We start from the raw sequence: 17,532 nt of genomic DNA, 5'->3' as shown, positions 1-17,532 counted from the left end.
CGTCGTGCCACGCACCACCCCGAACGACCCATGTCGACGATGACAAGGAGCACCGCACCATGACGAAGTGGACCGGCCTGCGCGCAGTCGCGGCCACCCTCGGGGTCCTCACGCTCGCCGCCTGCTCGGGCGGCACCGGAGGAGACCCCACGACGACCCCCGGCGCAACGACCGCGCCCGGGGAGAAGGTCACCATCACCTGGTGGCACAACTCCAACAACGACCCCGGCAAGAGCTACTACGAGAAGGTCGCCGACGACTTCGAGAAGGCGAACCCCGGCCTCACCATCGAGGTGAGCGCCTTCCAGCACGAGGACATGCTCACCAAGCTCGACGCCGCCTTCCAGTCCGGCGACGCCCCCGACATCTACATGGAGCGCGGCGGCGGCGAGCTCGCCGACCACGTCGAGGCCGGCCTCACCAAGGACCTCACCGCCCTCGTCCCCGACACGATCACCAAGCTCGGCGGCAGCACCGCCGGCTGGCAGGTCGACGGCAAGACCTACGCCCTGCCGTTCTCCGTCGGCGTCGTCGGGTTCTGGTACAACACCGCGAAGTTCGCCGAGGCGGGCGTCGAGGCCCCGGCCACCCTCGACGAGCTCATCGCCACGACCGGCACGCTCAAGGGCAAGGGCATCGAGCCCATCTCCGTCGGCGCGGGCGACAAGTGGCCCGCAGCCCACTACTGGTACTACTTCGCGCTGCGCCAGTGCTCCCAGTCGGTGCTCTCCTCCGCCGTCACGAGCCTCGACTTCTCCGACCCGTGCTTCGTCCGCGCGGGCGAGAGCCTCCAGCAGCTCATCGCAGCCGAGCCCTTCAACTCCGGGTTCCTCGCGACGAAGGCGCAGAGCGGCGCGACGAGCGCCTCCGGCCTCCTCGCGACCGGCAAGGTCGCCATGCAGCTCCAGGGCCACTGGGAGCCCGGCGTCATGCAGGGCCTCACAGAGGACAAGAAGGGCCTCGGCGAGAACACCGGCTGGTTCCCCTTCCCGTCCGTCACCGGCGGCGAGGGCGACCCCGCGGCCGCGCTCGGTGGCGGCGACGCCTGGGGCGTCTCCGCCGACGCCCCCGACATCGCGGTGAAGTTCGCCGAGTACCTCCTGTCCGACGACGTCCAGAAGGGCTTCGCCGAGAACGACATGGGCCTGCCGACGAACCCCGCCGCGAGCGGCTCCGTCAAGGACCCCGCCCTCGCGACGCTCCTCAAGGTCCGCGACGAGGCCCCGTACGTCCAGCTGTACTTCGACACCGCGTTCGGATCCTCCGTCGGCGGCGCCATGAACGACGCGATCGCCCTGATGTTCGCCGGCAAGGCGACGCCCCAGGACATCGTCGACGCGACCCAGGCAGCAGCGGACGAGGAGAAGTGACCCACGTGGCGGACGACGTGACCTCCCCCACGGGGGAAAGCACGTCGTCCGCCACGCTCACTGCAGCCGGCGGAGCCGGCCGTGCCACGGCACGGCCGGCCCGCCCGGCCGCGAACGAGCGTGGCGGACGGCGCACCGACCGACGCATGTGGCTCGAGATCGCCGTCTTCGTGACCCCCGCGCTCGCGATCTTCGCGGCGTTCGTCGTGTGGCCCATCGTCAAGGCCGTGCAGTTCTCGCTCTACAGGTGGAAGGGCTACGGGCCCCTCGTCGACTTCGTCGGGCTCGAGAACTACACGAAGGTCCTGCGCAACGAGGTCTTCCAGGACGCCGTCGTCCACAACCTCGTCATCGTGGTCCTCTCGGTGGCGGTCCAGCTGCCGCTCGGGCTCGCCGTCGCGCTCCTGCTCAACCGGCGCATGCGGTTCCAGGGGCTCATGCGGACGATCGTCTTCGTCCCCTACGTCCTCGCCGAGGTCATCGCGGGCGTCGTGTGGGCCCAGCTCCTCCAGCCCAAGTACGGAATCGTCGACTCCCTGCTCACCGCGATCGGCATCACGCCACCCGCGCAGGGGTTCCTCGGCACGCCCGAGTACGCCCTCATGACCGTCCTCGTCGTGCTCACGTGGAAGTACCTCGGTCTTGCCGTCATCCTCCTGCTCGCCGGGCTCCAGAGCGTCCCCGACGAGCTCTACGAGGCCGCGCAGCTCGACGGCGCGACCTGGTGGCAGACCCAGCGCCGCATCACCGTCCCGCTCCTCGGCCCGACGATCCGCATGTGGATCTTCCTCTCGATGGTCGGCTCCCTCCAGCTGTTCGACATGGTGTGGATCCTCACGCGGGGCGGCCCCGCCAACGCGACGATGACCATGGCGACGTTCCTCATCAACGAGGGGACCAAGCGCTCCAACTACGGCATCGCCTCGGCCGCGTCCGTCGTGCTCTTCGTCATCGCCCTCGTCGTGGCGCTCCTCTACCAGCGCCTCGTCCTCGCCCGCGACACAGCCGAGACGGCCGTCGCCCGTCCCCGCAGGAGGACCCGATGACCACGACGACCCTCGACCGGCCCACCGCCCCCGCGGGGCGCCCGGGCCGCAGGAACCGGCGGCGCTCCGCGTTCGGCGAGGGCGGCCCCCTCGTCTACGGCATCTGCCTCGTCGTCGCCGCCGTCACCCTCACCCCGGTGCTCGTCGGCGTCCTCGGCGGGTTCCGCTCCAACGCCCAGCTCGCGAACGACCCCGCCGGCCTCCCCGACCCCTGGGTGTGGACGAACTACACGGGCGTCCTCACGGACCCGGCGTTCTGGCGCTACGCGCTCAACAGCTCCGTCATCGCCGTCGTCACGACCCTCGTCGTCGTCGTCGCGGGGATGATGGCCGCCTATCCCCTCGCCCGCTACCGCTTCCCGGGGCGAGAAGCCGTCTACCTCGTCTTCGTCGCCGGCCTGCTCTTCCCCGCGGCCGTCGCGATCATCCCGCTCTTCATCATCATCACGCGCGACCTCGGGCTCGGGAACTCGTGGTGGGGCGTCGCCCTGCCGCAGGCCGCGTTCGCGCTGCCCATGACGATCGTCATCCTCCGGCCGTTCCTCATGGCGATCCCGCGCGAGCTCGAGGAGGCGTCGCTGCTCGACGGCGCGACGCGCATCGGCTTCTTCTGGCGCATCCTCCTGCCCCTGTCCGGGCCCGGCATGGTGACCGTCGGCGTCCTCGCGTTCGTCGGGTCGTGGAACGCCTACCTGCTGCCGCTCCTCCTGCTGCAGTCCGACATGAAGACGCTGCCGCTCGGCGTCGCCGACTTCTCGACCGAGCACTCGGCCGACACCGCGGGCGTCTTCGCGTTCACGACGCTCGCGATGATCCCCGCGCTCGTCTTCTTCCTCGCGATGCAGAAGCGCATCGTCAGCGGCCTCCAAGGCGCAGTCAAGGGCTGAGCCCCGACGCACGACCAGGACCACCAGCACCATGAACCACCAGGAGCACGACGTGACCGACCTCCAGGACCGCCCCGACGGCGGTTCCGCCCGCAGCCACCTTGCCGACGTCCCGTGGGCCTCGACCCGGGTGCGCGACCTCGTCCGGACGATGACGCTCGACGAGAAGCTCGCGCAGATCGTCGGGTACTGGGTCGACCAGGGGGGCGAGGTCGTCGCACCGATGCAGGGCGAGATGGCGACGTCGGGAGCCTGGGAGGACGTGACCCGCCACGGCCTCGGCCACGTGACGCGCGCCTACGGGACGCGCCCCGTCGACCCCGCCGAGCGTGCCGCCTGGCTGTGGGGCGAGCAGCGGCGCCTGCGCAACGAGACCCGCCTCGGCATCCCGGCGCTCGTCCACGAGGAGTGCCTCACCGGGCTCGCCGCGTGGCAGGCGACGTGCTTCCCGGCGCCGCCGTCCTGGGGGGCGGCGTTCGACACCGAGCTCGTCGAGGAGATGGCCGCGCTCATCGGCGCGTCGATGCGCACGCTCGGCATCCACCAGGGGCTCGCGCCCGTGCTCGACGTCGTGCAGGACCCCCGGTGGGGGCGCGTCGAGGAGTGCGTCGGCGAGGACCCGCACCTCGTCGGCGAGGTCGGGCTCGCCTACGTGCGCGGCTTGCAGGGCGCGGGCGTCCACGCGACGCTCAAGCACTTCGTCGGCTACTCCGCGTCGAAGGCCGCGCGCAACCACGCGCCCGTCCAGGCAGGCCCGCGGTACGTGGCCGACGTCCTCCTGCCGCCCTTCGAGCGCGCGGTGCTCGACGGCGGGGTGCGGTCCGTCATGAACTCCTACGCCGCCGTCGACGGCGTGCCCGTCGCAGCGGACCCGACGTTCCTCACCGACCTGCTGCGCGAGCGGTGGGGCTTCGACGGGACCGTCGTCGCCGACTACTTCTCCGTCGCGTTCCTCGAGGTCATGCACGCCGTCGCGGCCGACCGCGGCGAGGCTGCACAGCTCGCGCTCGAGGCCGGTATCGACATCGAGCTGCCCACGGGCGACGCGTACCTCGCCCCGCTCGCCGAGCGCGTCCGCGCGGGCCTCGTCGACGAGGCCTGGGTCGACCGCGCCGTCCTGCGCGCGCTCGCGCAGAAGGAGGAGCTCGGCCTGCTCGACGCGACGTTCGACGACGAGCCGCCCACGTCGATCGACCTCGACCCGGCGAGCCACCGCGACGTCGCGCGCCGGCTCGCCGAGGAGTCCGTCGTCCTCGTGAGCAACGACGGGACGCTCCCGCTCGGCGGCCCCGGGAGGGTCGCGCCTGCGCGCGTCGCCGTCGTCGGGCCGAACGCGGACCGCGTCGAGGCGCTCATGGGCTGCTACTCCTTCGCCAACCACGTGCTCGCGCACCACCCGGGGACGCCGCTCGGCATCGAGATGGCGACGGTCCTCGAGGCGCTGCGGGCCGAGCCCGCGCTCGCGGACGCCGACGTCATGTACGTCCGGGGCTGCGAGGTCGAGGGCGCGGAGACGTCGGGCATCGCCGCCGCGGCGGCCGTGGCCGCTGCCGCTGACGTCGCGATCGTCGTCGTCGGCGACCAGGCCGGGCTCTTCGGCCGCGGCACCGTCGGCGAGGGCAACGACGCCGACGACCTCGAGCTGCCCGGCGTCCAGCGGGCGCTCGTCGAGGCCGTCTGCGCGACCGGTACCCCGACCGTCCTCGTGCTCGTCACCGGACGGCCCTACGCCGTCGGACCGTTCCTCGACGTGGACGGTGCGGTCGCGGCCGTCGTCCAGACGTTCTTCCCCGGCGAGGAGGGCGCCGGCGCCGTCGCGGGCGTCCTCGCCGGACGCGCGGTCCCGTCTGGCCGACTGCCCGTCTCGCTGCCGCGCTCGGCCGGCGCTCAGCCGTACACGTACCTGCAGCCGCTGCTCGGCGGGCCCAACGAGGTGACGAGCGCCGACCCGACGCCCGCCCGGCCCTTCGGGCACGGGCTCTCCTACACGACGTTCACGCGGACGCTCGCGCTCGAGGCGGCCGACGTACCGACGTCGGGCGTCGTGCGTGCGCGCGTGCGCGTGACGAACACGGGGGAGCGCGACGCCGACGACGTCGTGCAGCTCTACGGGCACGACGTGCTCGCGACGGTCAACCGTCCGACGGCGCAGCTCCTCGCGTTCCGGCGCGTGCACGTGCCCGCGGGGACGAGCGTCGACGTCGAGCTCGACGTGCCGACGACCCGGCTCGCGTTCAGCGACCGGCGCCTGCGTCGCGTCGTCGAGCCGGGGCGCGTCGACCTGTGGGTCGGCGATTGCGCGACGCGCGAGGCCGAGGCGACCCTCACGCTCACGGGCGATGTCCACGAGGTCCGCCTCGCGGACCCGCGCTGAGGTGTACCCGCTGGGGCGTCCACCCGGCTGAGGCGTCCCCCGCGTCCCGCGCGTCCCCCGCGTCCAGCCGAAGGGTGCCGATAGCCGATCCGTGCACATCAGGTGCACGGATCGGCTATCGGCGCACTGGGGGCCGCGTTCGATAGCGGATCGGGACAGGTGAGGTGTACGGATCCGCTATCGGAAACCGGGCGCTGAGCTCGGGGCATTGACTGACGCGCTCCGACCGTTCGACGGGGAAGCCCCAACCTGTCGGGAGGTGGGGTGCTCGATAGCGGATCGGGACAGGTGAGTCGTACGGATCGGCTATCGGACGCCAGGGGGCCGCGTTCGATAGCGGATAGGGACAGGTGAAGGGGGTCGATCGGCTATCGGAACAGCAGGGTTGCGGAGAAGGGGCAGGGTGGGGGCAGGGGTTGGGGTTGGGGCGGGGAGCAGGGGCGGCGATGGACCTTGGGCGGGGACGCTCGGGAAGTGCGCGTGGGACGATGGCTCGGACCCCTGAGGAGGACACCGTGACCCACCCCCGCAGCCGCTGGGAGGAGATCGTCGAGGCCAACCCCGACCACTCCACCTGGTACGTCGAGCGCTTCCGCGCCATGGCCCGCGACGGCAAGGACGTCGACGGCGAGGCCCGCCTCGTCGACGCGATGCTCCCGCGCGGCGCCCGGATCCTCGACGCCGGGAGCGGCCCCGGCCGCGTCGGCAGCGCGCTCGCGGCCCGCGGGCACACGGTCGTCGGCGTCGACGTCGACCCCGTCCTCGTCGCCGCGGCCGAGGAGGACCACCCCGGCTCGACGTGGCTCGTCGGCGACCTCGTCGACATGGACCTTCCCGCACGCGGCATCACCGAGCCGTTCGACCTCGTCGTGTGCGCAGGCAACGTCATGACGTTCCTCGCCGACGGCACCCACGAGGCCGCCCTCGCCCGCATGCACGCGCACCTCGCGCCCGGCGGACGCGTCGTCGTCGGCTTCGGCGCGGGCCGCGGGTACGCCGTCCAGACGTTCCTCACCGATGCGCGCCGCGCCGGGCTCGTGCCCGACGTGCTCCTCGCGACGTGGGACCTGCGCCCCTACGAGCCCGACAGCGACTTCGTCGTCGCGGTCCTCCGCGAGGCGTGACGCCGGCTCTTCGCGAGGCGTGAAGGCGCCACGCTAGCGCGGTGCGGGCGCCCGCGCCTCCGGGACCCGAGCACGACGAAGGCCCCGGACCTGTGGTCCGGGGCCTTCGAGCGGAGCGGATGACGGGAATCGAACCCGCGCTATCAGCTTGGGAAGCTGAAGTTCTGCCATTGAACTACATCCGCGTGGCGTCCACAGGGGACGCCGCACCCCCGAGCATACCCGCAAGCGCGGGCCGTCCGCGCCCAGAAGCCCGGCGCGGGGCGCCGCCTCAGGTGGCAGGGACGCGCAGCGCGAACCGCCCCGTGACCTCTTCGCCCGGCGCGAGCACGTGGACGCCCGAGCCAGGCACGCCCGCCTCGAGCAGCGCGAAGCCGCCGTTCGCGTTCGTCGCCGGCTCGACCGCGAAGTACGAGCGGCCCGGCGGGACGTAGACGACCCAGTGCGCGTAGACGTCGTCGTGCTCGACGAGCACCTCGACGTCCGTCCCGTCCGTGCGGGCGCTCGTGTAGACGACGCGCGCCGGCACGCCCGGCTCGGCGACGAGGCAGTCGTCGACGAACCTCTGACCGAGCGGCCGCAACGTCCGGAAGTCCGCCCGCTCCGCGACGAGCCCTGCGGGGCCCGTCGCGACGGCGCCCGTGAGGGCGTAGCCGCCCGACGCGGGCAGCTCGAGCAGCGTCTCGCCGCGCCCGGGCACGAGCTCCCGCACGAGGTACGGGTGGTGGCCGAACGCGACCGGCACGTCCTCGACGTCGACGTTGCCGACCGTCGTCGTCACGGCGAGGCCGTCGCCCGTGAGCGCGTAGGTAAGCGTCGTCGTGAACTCCCACGGGAACCCCATGCCGACGACGGTGCGCGAGTCGAGCCGCAGCGTCACCGACGTCGCGTCCTGCGCGACGACGACGAACGCGTACGGCAGGACCGACCCGTGCATCGACGTGCCGTCAGCCGCCGTGCGCGGCAGCCGCCACGTACGGCCACGGAACGTCAGCGCGCAGCCCGCGACCCGGTTGGACCAGGGCACGAGCGGAAAGCTCGAGCACGCCGACGGCACGTGGTGGCGCGTCGGCGGCGTCGGCCGCAGCAGGTCGCGCCACACGCCGTCGACGCGCACGCGCACGAACGCGAGCGAGCCCGCGGCGCCCGGCAGGACGCCGACGTGCCACGCGTCGTCGAGCAGCTCGACGAGCGCGCCGTCGTCGGCGGCCGCACCGAGAACGTCGCGGTCCGCGTCCGACCGGGCCGCCGAGTGCTCGGCGGCCCGGACGCTGACGCTCACAGGACGACGTCCACCGTGACCTCGGCGCCCGCGGGAGCCCACGGCACCGTCGTGCCCTCGATCTCCGCACCGTCGACCGTGAGCCGCGGCGTCGCGCCACGGTCGCCCGAGTTACGCACGTGGATCGTGTACGTCGCGCCGCGGGCGACACGCGTCACCGTGAACTCGGGGACGTCCGGGCCGAGGCAGGGCGCGACGACGAGGCCGTCGTGCTCGGGCCGCACACCGAGCAGGTGCTGGGAGACGGCGACGAAGTTCCACGCGGCCGTGCCCGTGAGCCAGGAGTTCTTCGCCTCGCCGTGGCGGACGGCCTCCTTGCCCGCGATCATCTGCGCGTACACGTACGGCTCGAGGCGGTGGACGTCGGAGATGTCCTCGCGGTAGGCCGGCGTGATCTTGCGGTAGAGGTCGAAGGCCTTGTCGCCGCGGCCCAGGACAGTCTCGCCGATGACGACCCACGGGTTGTTGTGGCAGAAGATGCCACCGTTCTCCTTGTACCCCGGCGGGTAGGTGGAGACCTCGCCCATGTTCACCTGGTAGCTCGTGTACGCAGGGAACTGCAGGACGTTGCCGTGATCGGTGCCGAGCATCTCCTCGACCTTGTCGAGCGCGAGCTCGGCGCGCGAGACCCCGGTGTCGGACGGGACGTCCGCGCCGATGCCGGCCATCGTCGCGAAGCCCTGCGGCTCGATCCAGATCTTGCCCTCGGGGTCGGCGTCCGTGCCGATGGGGGTGCCGTAGTAGTCGTAGGCGCGGAGGAACCACTGCCCGTCCCAGCCGTGCGAGAGCACAGCCTGCTCCATGGCGGCGACGGCCTCGCGGGCCTGGGTCGCGACGTCGCCGAGGCCCCTGCGCTCGGCGAGGTCCGCGTACTCGCGGCCGTAGAGGACGAACTGCGCGGCGATGAAGACGGACTCGGCGACGCCGCCCGCCTGGTTCTCCGTCGTCTGGAAGGACTCGCCGGGCTCCCAGGAGAAGCAGTTGAGGTTGAGGCAGTCGTTCCAGTCGGCGCGGCCGATGAACGGCAGGCCGTGCGGGCCGAGGTTGTCGACCGTGAAGCTGAACGAGCGCGTGAGGTGCTCGAACAGCGGGACCTCGGTGCCCGGCTCGTTGTCGAACGGCACGGGCTCGTCGAGGATCGCCCAGTCGCCCGTCTCCTTGAGGTAGGCGGCGACGCCCGCGACGAGCCACATGGGGTCGTCGTTGAAGCCCGAGCCGATGTCGTTGTTCCCGCGCTTCGTGAGGGGCTGGTACTGGTGGTACGCGGAGCCGTCGGCGAACTGCGTCGACGCGATGTCGATGATGCGCTCACGGGCGCGCTCGGGCACGAGGTGGACGAAGCCGAGGAGGTCCTGGTTGGAGTCGCGGAAGCCCATGCCGCGGCCGATGCCGGTCTCGAAGTAGGACGCGGACCGCGACATGTTGAAGGTCACCATGCACTGGTACTGGTTCCAGATGTTGACCATGCGGTCGAGCTTCTCGTCGGTCGAGGTGACCGAGTAGGTCGACAGCAGCCGGGTCCAGTAGGCCTGGAGCTCGTCGAAGGACGCGTCGACCTGCTCGGTCGTGGCGAACGCGGCGAGGAGCTCGTGGGCGCGGGTCTTGTTGACGACCTGGAGGGGCTTGATGCCGCGGGCCTCGTCGGCGGCCTCCCACTTCTCGTCGCGCGGGTTCTCGAGGTAGCCGAGGACGAACGTGAAGGACTGCGAGGCGCCGGGCTCGAGGGAGACGTCGAGCTGGTGGGAGCCGATGGGGTACCAGCCGGACGCGACCGAGTTCGTGGACTTGCCGGCGAACGGCACGGCGGCCTCGCCGAGCGAGTTGTAGGCGCCGACGAAGGTGTCGCGGTCGGTGTCGAAGCCCGCGGCGGTCGCGTTGACGCCGTAGACGGCGTAGTGGTTGCGGCGCTCGCGGTACTCGGTGCGGTGGTAGATCGCGGTGCCGGTGGGGCCGTCGGCCTCGACCTCGACCTCGCCGATCGAGAGGTTGCGCTGGTAGTTCGTCTGGTCGTCCTGGGCGTTCCACAGGCAGAACTCGACGAAGCTGAAGAGCGAGACCTGCTTGGGGGCGTCGCTCGTGTTGGTGAGCGTGACCTTCTGGATCTCGGCGTTGACGCCGACGGGCACGAAGAAGAGGGTCTCGACGGAGAGACCGCCGCGCTCGCCGACCATGCGGGAGTAGCCGAGCCCGTGGCGGGCCTCGAAGCGGTCGAGGTCGGCCTTGACGGGCATCCACGACGGGGTCCATACGTCGCCGCCGTCGTTGATGTAGAAGTAGCGGCCGCCTGCGTCGGCGGGGACGTTGTTGTAGCGGTACCTCGTGAGGCGGCGCATCTTGGCGTCGCGGTAGAACGAGTAACCGCCCGCCTGGTGGGAGATGAGCGAGAAGAACTCCTGGGAGCCCAGGTAGTTGATCCACGGGTACGGCGTGTGGGGGGTGGTGATGACGTACTCGCGGGCTTCGTCGTCGAAGTGTCCGTAGCGCATGGCTCGCCTCTCGGGCCGTGTTCAGTAAGTGTGGAAGCGCTCCCACACGGGTTCGTCACGATCATAGCCCCACGATCCACGGAATGGGAACGGGCGACCTGCGAGACATCACGCCCATGCGCGCGCCCGCGCTTGTACGGTAGTCCAGTGCTGCTCTCCGACCGCGACATCCGTGCCGAGCTCGACGCGTCCAGGGTCGTCCTCGACCCCTACGACCCCTCGATGATCCAGCCCTCGAGCATCGACGTGCGCCTCGACCGCTTCTTCCGGCTCTTCGACAACCACCGGTACCCGCACATCGACCCCTCGACCGAGCAGCCCGACCTCACGCGCCTCGTCGAGACCCCCGCCGACGAGCCCTTCGTGCTCCACCCCGGCGAGTTCGTCCTCGGCGCCACGTACGAGCAGGTCACCCTGCCCGACGACATCGCCGCACGCCTCGAGGGCAAGAGCTCGCTCGGCCGCCTCGGCCTCCTCACGCACTCGACCGCAGGCTTCATCGACCCCGGCTTCTCCGGCCACGTCACCCTCGAGCTCTCGAACGTCGCGACCCTGCCGATCATGCTGTGGCCCGGCATGAAGATCGGCCAGCTCTGCTTCTTCCGCCTCGAGACCCCCGCCGAGAACCCCTACGGCTCGAGCGTCTACGGCTCCCGCTACCAGGGCCAGCGCGGCCCGACCGCCTCGCGCTCCTGGCAGTCGTTCCACCGGAGCGAGGTCTGACGGTGCCGGCGCTGCGGCCCCTGCCCGCCGAGCCCGACGACACCCTCCACGCGGGCGCCGGGCGCCAACGACGCGTCCGCCACCTGCTCGTCCTCGGCGGCGCCGACGACGGCGGCGAGATCGCCCGCGACGACCTCCTCGACCTCGCCGAGCTCGCCGCGAGCCGCTTCCCGTCGGCCACCCTCACGACGGAGCCCGGCCCCGTCGGCGACGTCGCCCCCGGCATCGTCACGCTCTCACGCCACACGACGCTCGTCGGCCCCTACGGCCCCGGCGCCGGTCTGCGCGCCCCGTCGACCGCGCACGTCGTCGACGTGCTCGTGCCGCGTGAGCGCGGCGAACGCGCGCTCGCCGGCTCGGGCGACCCCGACGGCCTCTCCCGCGTCTTCGACGCCGGGCTCCCCGTCCGCGAGGAGGCGCGCGTCGTCGCCTGGCTCGTCGACGTCGCCCGACGCCTCCACGGCACGCTCGTCCTCGCGACCGACGCGGGCCCCGCGACCCTCACGCCCGACCCCGACGCGCACGTCGACCTCACCGTCCACTCCGACGTGTGGCTCGACCCCGAGGCCGCCCTCGCAACCCTCCGCACGCTCGACGCACGCGTCGTCTACGCGCCCGACGGCTCCGACTGGGGCGGCCCGCCCGACGAGCTCCGGCTGCGCGGCCCCGCGATCTCCGTGCTCGACGATGCCGCACGCGCCGCGCTCCACGACGAGGCCGACACCTTCGACATCCGCACGCTCACGACGCCTGAGCAGCGCACCGGCTACGCCCTGCACCTCGACCTCGGTGACGACGGGCTCGTCGCCGTCGAGATCGGCGGCGAGGAGAGCCCTCCGACGTCCGTGACCCGCAACGGCTGGGCCGCCGACGGCGTCGTCGCCTACCGCGTGCGCTGGTTCCCGATCGACGACCTCGAGCTCCTCGAGGAGAACCCCGACCCCGGCCACCGCATCGCGCGCACGCGCGCCGCCGAACGCATGGGGCAGCTCGCGCGGGCGCTCCACGACGCCGTCGGCGGCGTCGTCACGGACGCGGCCGACCTGCCGGTCCATCCGGAAGACCTCTAGCGAAGGCCGGCCCCTCCCGTCTCCGACGGATTGACGCCTTCCGACCATTCGATGGTCGGAAGGCGTCAATCTGTCGGGAAGAGACAGGAGCCGCGGGGCTATGCGAGGGTCGTGACCGTCTCGTCGTAGCGGCGGAGCGTGAGCTCCGCGAGGCGCGCGTCCGGTGCGAGGGGCGCCGCGACGACGTCCGCGCCGGCCTCGAGCACGCGGTCGTGGAAGAAGCCCGGCGCGAGCAGGTAGGACGCGACGACGACGCGTCGGCCCGACGTCCGCGCCTCGGCGACCGCCGCGGGGACGCGCGGCTCGGCTCCCGCGCCGAAGCCCACGAGGAGCCCGCCCGACGACGCCGAGGTGGTGCCCTGCGACCCAGGGCCGTCGGCCGAGGCCGGCGCACCGACCTCGCGGCCCAGGACCGCGGCGAGAGCCTCCGCGACCTGCGCGACCGCGCCGGCCGCCGCGGGGTCCGAGGAGCCCGCGGCCGCGAGCACGAGAGCGTCGTCGGCCGTGAGCCCCGCCTCGCGGAGCCGGTCGACGAGGATGTCGACGAGCAGCGCGTCAGGACCGAGCGGCCCCGCCGCAGCGGCGCCCGAGGGCGCGACGGCCGCCGCGACGTCGACCTTGACGTGGAACCCGACCGACAGCAGGAGCGGCACGACGACCGCGCCGCCCGCGTCGGCGAGCGACGACGCGACGACGTCCGCGACCTCGGGCTGCTGCACGTCGACGAACGCCTCACGCACGTCGAGCCCCGGCCGCAGCCGACGCACGTCCTCGAGGATCGACGCGATCGCGGCGCGCCCCGCGAGGTTCGCGGTGCCGTGCGAGCAGCCGACGAGCACGGGGGTTCCGGGGGCGGGGACGACGGGCACGGTCAGGCCTCCTCGAGCGCGAGGCGGTAGCCCCGCTTGACGACGGTGCGGACGAGCTCGCGCGAGCCCGAGGCCTCGCGCAGACGGGCGATCGCGACCTCCGCCGCGTGCGGGTCGCGCGAGTCGCCCGGCAGCGCGTCGAGCACCTGCTCGCGCGTGACGACACCACCCGCGGCGTGCGCGAGGATGCGCAGCACCTCGAGCCCCGCGGGCGTCAGCGGCAGCACGCGGCCGTCAAGCACGGCAGCGCCCCGGCGAACGTGCAGCGGCCCCGCGAGGGTCGGCAGCACCTCCTGCTCGCCGTAGTGGGACACGACGAGCCGCACGAGCGACCCGAGCCGGCCACGGTCCGGCACGATCGGTTCGATGCCGCGATCCTGCAGCGGACCCGCCGTCACGGGCCCGACGGCCGCCATGACGACCGAGCCGTCGGCGCAGCGGGCCACGATGTCGTCGAGCACGCCCTCGTCGTCGGCCGTCGCGAGCCACGCGGCCGCGCCCGGCGCGGACGTGAACGTCACCGCGTCGACCTCGCCCGCCGCGACCGCACGCACCGACGCGGCGACCGCCGCCGGGTCCGGCGGCGGACCCCAGCGGTAGACGACGAGCGAGCGCACACGTGCTCCCGCCTCCCGGAACGCCTCGTCGAGGCCGTCCGCGCCCGCGCCGTGGTGCTGCACCGCGATGCTGCGGCCCGCGACGCCCGCGGCGAGGAGGTGCTCCGCGACCTCCGCGCTCGTCTCGGACTCCGCGACCCAGTCGGGCACGAGGCCCGCCGCCTGGATCGCGCCCCGCGCCTTGGGGCCGCGCGCGATGATCCGCGCTCCGCGCAGCGCGCCGACGAGCTCGTCCGCGAGCCCCACGGCGTCAGCCGCCTCGATCCAGCCGCGCAGGCCGATGCCCGTCGTCACGACGAGCGTGTCCGGCGGATCCGCGACGAGGTCACGCGTCGCCGCGAGAAGCGCCGCGTCGTCAGCGTTCGGCACCATGCCGAGCGCCGCTGCGTGCCGCACCGACGCGCCGCGGCGCGTGAGGGCCGCCTCGAGCTCGTTCTTGCGACGCTCCGCCGTGACGAGCACGACGCAGCCCGCAAGCGTCTGCTCGAGGTGCGTCGCGGGGGCGTCGTCAGGAAGACTGGTCACTCGACCATTGTGGCGGTTCGACGCGCACTGCCGCTGGGACGTCCGCTCACGGGGACACCTCGACGCCGCCGTCGACGACGCGCACCGCCCACGTCCGCAGGTCCGCCGCGAGCCCGTCGAGCGGCACGCGCCCGACGGCGTCGAGGCACGCGCCCGTGCGCAGGTCGAACACCTGCTTGTACATGGGCGACGAGAGTGTCGGGACGCTCGCGCCGTCGACCGTGCGCGAGCCGACGATGCCGCGCGCGAGGACGTGCGAGCCGCAGAACGGGTCGAGCTGCTGGACCGCGAGCACCGTGCCGTCGACGAGACGCACGAGCGCGAGCTGCTCACCGTCGACGAGCGCGGCCGCGCCCCGCTCCACGGCGAGGTCGGCGAGCGCGCACACGCGCACCCACGTCGTGAGGGTCGGGGGCGTCATGAGCGGACCTCCAGGGTCGTGCCGGCGACGAGGACGGGCTCGCCGCGCCGGGCGGCGGCCACCTCGTCGGGCGTGGCGGGCCGGGCCTGACCGCGCTCGGGCGTGTACGCGAGCGAGGGGTCCGGGGTCTCGGGGGCGTTGACGAAGCTGTCGAAGCGCCGCAGCTTGTCAGGGTCGGCGAGCGTCGCTGCCCACTCGTCCTCGTACGACGCGACGTGCTGCGCCATCTGCGCGTCGAGGTCCGCGCAGATGCCGAGCGAGTCCTCGAGGACGACGGCGCGCACGCCGTCGAGGCCGCCCTCGACCTCGTCGACCCACGGTGCCGTGCGCTGCAGGCGGTCGGCCGTGCGCACGTAGTAGAGGAGGAAGCGGTCGATCGTGCGGACGAGCGTCTCCGTGTCGAGGTCCTCCGCGAGGAGACGCGCGTGCCGGGGCGTGAAGCCGCCGTTGCCGCCGACGTAGAGGTTCCAGCCCTTGTCCGTCGCGATGACGCCGACGTCCTTGCCGCGGGCCTCTGCGCACTCGCGCGCGCAGCCCGAGACGCCGAGCTTGATCTTGTGCGGGGAGCGCAGGCCCCGGTAGCGCAGCTCGAGCATGACCGCGAGGCCCACGGAGTCCTGCACGCCGAAGCGGCACCACGTCGAACCGACGCACGACTTCACCGTGCGCAGCGACTTGCCGTACGCGTGCCCCGACTCGAAGCCCGCGTCGACGAGCCGCTTCCAGATCTGCGGGAGCTGGTCGAGGCGCGCGCCGAACATGTCGATGCGCTGCCCGCCCGTGACCTTCGTGTAGAGGCCGTAGTCCCGCGCGATCTCGCCCACGGTGATGAGGCCCTCGGGCGTCACCTCGCCGCCCGGCATGCGCGGCACGACCGAGTACGACCCGTCCTTCTGGAGGTTCGCCATGACGTGGTCGTTCGTGTCCTGCAGGGCCGCGCGCTCGCCGTCGAGGACGTGCGCGGGCGCCGTCGTCGCGAGGATCGACGCGATCGCGGGCCGGCAGATGTCGCAGCCGCGCGCCGCCGGGTCCGTGCCGAAGCGCGCGACGACGTCCGTGAAGGACTGCGTGCCCGCGACGAGGATCGCGTCGTAGAGCTGCGCGCGGGACAGCGCGAAGTGCTCGCACAGCGCCGTCGAGACGGCGATGCCCTGCTTGGTCAGCTCGGTCCCGACGAGCTTCTTCACGAGGGGCAGGCACGAGCCGCACGACGTCCCGGCGCGGGTGCACGTCTTGACGGCCCCCACGTCGGTGCAGCCGTGCTCCGTCACCGCCGCGCGGATCGTGCCGGCCGTGACGTTGTTGCACGAGCACACGGACGCGTCGTCGGGCAGCTCGAGCTCGGCCGCGCCGCCCCCTCCCTCGGGCAGGAGGAATGCCGACGGGTCGCCGGGCAGCTCGCGGCCGAGCTGCGGGCGCAGGCTCGCGTACGCCGAGGCGTCGCCGACGAGCACGCCGCCGAGCAGCGTGCGCGCGTCGTCGGACATCACGAGCTTCTTGTAGACGCCCGCGACCGGGTCCGCCCACACGACCTCGAGCGCGCCGGGCGTCTGCGCGAACGCGTCGCCGAAGCTCGCGACGTCGACGCCCGCGAGCTTGAGCTTGGTCGCCGTGTCCGCACCCGGGAAGAGCGCGGCACCGCCGAGCAGGCGGTCCGCCGCGACCTCCGCCATCGCGTAGCCCGGCGCGACGAGGCCGAGGCACGCGCCCTGGATGCACGCGACCTCGCCGATCGCGGAGACGTGCGGGTCCGACGTGCGGCACGCGTCGTCGACGACGACGCCCCCGCGCTCGCCGATCTTGAGGTCTGCGGCGCGCGCGAGCTCGTCGCGCGGACGCACGCCCGCCGCGATGACGACGACGTCGGCGTCGACGCGCGCGCCGTCGGCGAGGTCGAGGCGGCCCACGCCGCCACGCCGGTGCGGGCGGACGCGCGTCGTCCTGGCGTCGAGCCGCACGCCGATGCCGAGGTCGTTGACGAGGCGCCGCAGGGCCTCGCCGCCGCCGAGGTCGATCTGCGTCGACATGAGGTGCGTGCCGACCTGGAGGACGGTGGCCTGCGCGCCGAGGGCGCGCAGCGCGCCCGCGGCCTCGAGGCCGAGGAGGCCGCCGCCGAGGACGGCTCCCCGCACGACGGGGCGCGTCGTGCGCAGCTCCTCGACGTAGCCCCGCAGGGCCGCGACGTCGTCGAGCGTGCGGTAGACGAACACCCCGGGCAGGTCCGCGCCCTGCACGGGCGGCACCCACGCGGACGAGCCGGTCGCGAGGACGAGGTGGTCGTAGCGCTCGACGCGACCGCGCGCTGTCGTCACGGTGCGGGCCTCGCGGTCGAGGCCGACGACCGCGTCGTCCTTGCGGAGCGTGACGAGCGGGTCGTCCCACAGGGAGGCGTCGCCGAGCGCGAGCTCCTCGGGGTCGCGCGCCGAGAAGTAGCTCGTGAGCGCGACACGGTCGTAGGGGCGGCGCGGCTCCTCGCCGAGGACCGTGATGTGCCAGCGGCCCTCGAGGTCGCGCGATCGGAGGGCCTCGACGAGGCGCTGCGCGACCATGCCGGCGCCGACGACGACGAGCTTGCGGGTCATGGTGGTCTCCGTCCGACGGTCCGCATGGGATCTGTCATCGACGGTAGGAGCCCGGTGTTTCCGGTCCGGGTGCGCGCGTGTTTCGCGCGGGCAACCTTGTCCGCACAGCGGGGGCGGGCGCGGTGTGAGAGCGCTGCCGTGGAGCCTTCAGGAGAC

The 17,532-nt window shown here is 73.0% G+C and carries 13 protein-coding genes and 1 tRNA gene; 7 read left to right on the top strand and 7 right to left on the bottom strand.

The features are described 5' to 3' along the window. Positions 1-59 precede the first annotated feature (59 nt). The 5 genes from G7063_RS13930 (at position 60) to G7063_RS13910 (ending at position 6,801) form a co-directional block, all read left to right on the top strand. The gene (locus tag G7063_RS13930; protein ID WP_166414925.1) at positions 60-1,370 is read left to right on the top strand and encodes an extracellular solute-binding protein; all 1,311 of its coding nucleotides are present in this window, start codon (positions 60-62) and stop codon (positions 1,368-1,370) included. 5 nt (positions 1,371-1,375) lie between these two features. Continuing rightward, on the top strand, positions 1,376-2,416 hold the full coding sequence (locus tag G7063_RS13925; protein ID WP_240916111.1) for a carbohydrate ABC transporter permease: 1,041 nt from the start codon (positions 1,376-1,378) through the stop codon (positions 2,414-2,416). Beyond that, positions 2,413-3,303: a carbohydrate ABC transporter permease gene (locus G7063_RS13920; protein WP_166414923.1), complete on the top strand. Its 891-nt coding sequence runs from the start codon at positions 2,413-2,415 to the stop codon at positions 3,301-3,303. Before G7063_RS13925 ends, G7063_RS13920 begins: the two co-directional genes overlap by 4 nt. 151 nt (positions 3,304-3,454) lie before the next feature. After that, on the top strand, positions 3,455-5,677 hold the full coding sequence (locus G7063_RS13915) for a glycoside hydrolase family 3 N-terminal domain-containing protein (protein WP_240916291.1): 2,223 nt from the start codon (positions 3,455-3,457) through the stop codon (positions 5,675-5,677). A 515-nt stretch (positions 5,678-6,192) separates the two neighbouring features. Continuing rightward, on the top strand, positions 6,193-6,801 hold the full coding sequence (locus G7063_RS13910) for a bifunctional 2-polyprenyl-6-hydroxyphenol methylase/3-demethylubiquinol 3-O-methyltransferase UbiG (RefSeq protein WP_240916110.1): 609 nt from the start codon (positions 6,193-6,195) through the stop codon (positions 6,799-6,801). Positions 6,802-6,915: 114 nt separating this feature from the next. On the opposite strand, the gene G7063_RS13905 is transcribed toward G7063_RS13910, so the two are convergent. From G7063_RS13905 to G7063_RS13895, 3 genes are all read right to left on the bottom strand, one after another. Next, positions 6,916-6,986, bottom strand: a tRNA-Gly gene (locus G7063_RS13905). Between the two features lie 86 nt (positions 6,987-7,072). After that, positions 7,073-8,083 (bottom strand): aldose epimerase, encoded by a 1,011-nt coding sequence (locus G7063_RS13900; RefSeq protein WP_166414920.1) that lies wholly within the window; start codon positions 8,081-8,083, stop codon positions 7,073-7,075. Next, entirely contained in the window at positions 8,080-10,569 is a 2,490-nt protein-coding gene (locus G7063_RS13895) for a GH36-type glycosyl hydrolase domain-containing protein (RefSeq protein WP_166414919.1), read from the bottom strand. The genes G7063_RS13900 and G7063_RS13895 overlap by 4 nt, the downstream gene beginning before the upstream one ends. A 147-nt stretch (positions 10,570-10,716) precedes the next feature. On the opposite strand from G7063_RS13895, the gene dcd reads away from it, so the two are divergent. Next, the gene (gene dcd, locus G7063_RS13890) at positions 10,717-11,292 is read left to right on the top strand and encodes a dCTP deaminase (RefSeq protein ID WP_166414918.1); all 576 of its coding nucleotides are present in this window, start codon (positions 10,717-10,719) and stop codon (positions 11,290-11,292) included. A 2-nt stretch (positions 11,293-11,294) separates the two neighbouring features. Beyond that, positions 11,295-12,362, top strand: coding sequence for a hypothetical protein (locus G7063_RS13885; RefSeq protein WP_166414917.1), 1,068 nt, complete (start codon positions 11,295-11,297; stop codon positions 12,360-12,362). Positions 12,363-12,460: 98 nt separating this feature from the next. Here the strand turns inward: G7063_RS13885 and G7063_RS13880 are convergent, their stop codons facing one another. The 4 genes from G7063_RS13880 to nirB are packed head-to-tail and all read right to left on the bottom strand — an operon-like array spanning position 12,461 to position 17,376. Continuing rightward, on the bottom strand, positions 12,461-13,231 hold the full coding sequence (locus G7063_RS13880; protein WP_240916109.1) for a sirohydrochlorin chelatase: 771 nt from the start codon (positions 13,229-13,231) through the stop codon (positions 12,461-12,463). A gap of 2 nt (positions 13,232-13,233) precedes the next feature. Then, positions 13,234-14,373 (bottom strand): uroporphyrinogen-III synthase, encoded by a 1,140-nt coding sequence (locus tag G7063_RS13875; protein ID WP_166414916.1) that lies wholly within the window; start codon positions 14,371-14,373, stop codon positions 13,234-13,236. 46 nt (positions 14,374-14,419) lie between these two features. Further along, the gene (locus tag G7063_RS13870; protein ID WP_166414915.1) at positions 14,420-14,794 is read right to left on the bottom strand and encodes a nitrite reductase (NAD(P)H) small subunit; all 375 of its coding nucleotides are present in this window, start codon (positions 14,792-14,794) and stop codon (positions 14,420-14,422) included. Continuing rightward, positions 14,791-17,376, bottom strand: coding sequence for a nitrite reductase large subunit NirB (gene nirB, locus G7063_RS13865; RefSeq protein WP_166414914.1), 2,586 nt, complete (start codon positions 17,374-17,376; stop codon positions 14,791-14,793). Before nirB ends, G7063_RS13870 begins: the two co-directional genes overlap by 4 nt. Positions 17,377-17,532: the final 156 nt, after the last annotated feature.

The organism is Sanguibacter sp. HDW7 (assembly GCF_011300875.1).
GTDB lineage: Bacteria > Actinomycetota > Actinomycetes > Actinomycetales > Cellulomonadaceae > Flavimobilis.
Note: the sequence above shows the minus strand (reverse complement) of the source record. Positions and strands in the feature narration are given on the sequence as shown.

Coding starts and splice junctions, on each gene's coding strand:
- G7063_RS13930 (WP_166414925.1), top strand. CDS start 60: ATGACGAAGTGGACCGGCCTGCGCGCAGTCGCGGCCACCCTCGGGGTC.
- G7063_RS13920 (WP_166414923.1), top strand. CDS start 2,413: ATGACCACGACGACCCTCGACCGGCCCACCGCCCCCGCGGGGCGCCCG.
- G7063_RS13915 (WP_240916291.1), top strand. CDS start 3,455: ATGACGCTCGACGAGAAGCTCGCGCAGATCGTCGGGTACTGGGTCGAC.
- G7063_RS13895 (WP_166414919.1), bottom strand. CDS start 10,569: ATGCGCTACGGACACTTCGACGACGAAGCCCGCGAGTACGTCATCACC.
- G7063_RS13870 (WP_166414915.1), bottom strand. CDS start 14,794: ATGACGCCCCCGACCCTCACGACGTGGGTGCGCGTGTGCGCGCTCGCC.
- nirB (WP_166414914.1), bottom strand. CDS start 17,376: ATGACCCGCAAGCTCGTCGTCGTCGGCGCCGGCATGGTCGCGCAGCGC.